This is a genomic window from Paenarthrobacter sp. AB444 (genome assembly GCF_028736865.1).
GTDB lineage: Bacteria > Actinomycetota > Actinomycetes > Actinomycetales > Micrococcaceae > Arthrobacter > Arthrobacter nicotinovorans_B.
The window spans coordinates 1-483 of record NZ_JAQZBY010000036.1 but is presented as its reverse complement, the minus strand read 5'-3'; the positions used below and the strand labels follow the sequence as shown (position 1 = coordinate 483).

General features: G+C 64.0%; 1 protein-coding gene. It reads right to left on the bottom strand.

The window, feature by feature from the left end:
* Positions 1–116 precede the first annotated feature (116 nt).
* On the bottom strand, positions 117–483 hold a 367-nt coding region (locus tag PQ627_RS19910; protein ID WP_337993567.1), incomplete at its 5' end, for an HhH-GPD-type base excision DNA repair protein.

Genomic DNA, 483 nt, shown 5'->3' with positions numbered 1-483 from the left:
CAACCCACACCGGGTTGGGGGGTCTCCCACATTAACACCACAACGCACCAGCAAAAGGGCCCCAACCACGACGGTTGGGGCCTTTGGTCTTTAATGCTTGATCGCCGGGGTCCTGGTCAGGGGGCGGGTGCTTTCGCTGCTTTGGCTGTTTTCGCGGCGGCTTTTGCTGCTTGTTTGCTGGCGCGGACTTTGGCCAGGGATTCCGGGTCGGTGATGTCGGCCACGGAGAGGTAGGATCCTTCCTTCCCGTAGTGGCCGGCGGTTTCCTGCCATCCGGGAGCTGTCAGGGCGCGTTGTTTGCCCAGCAGTGCCAGGAAGATCTTGGCTTTTTGTTCGCCAAAGCCTGGCAGGGCCTGGAGCCGGCGGAGCACCTCGGGGCCGTCGGGGTTGCCTTTTGTCCAGATCGCGGAGGCGTCACCGTCCCAGTCGCGGTCCACGGCGGCTGCGAGGGCTTGGACCCTTCCTGCCATGGAGCCGGGGAAT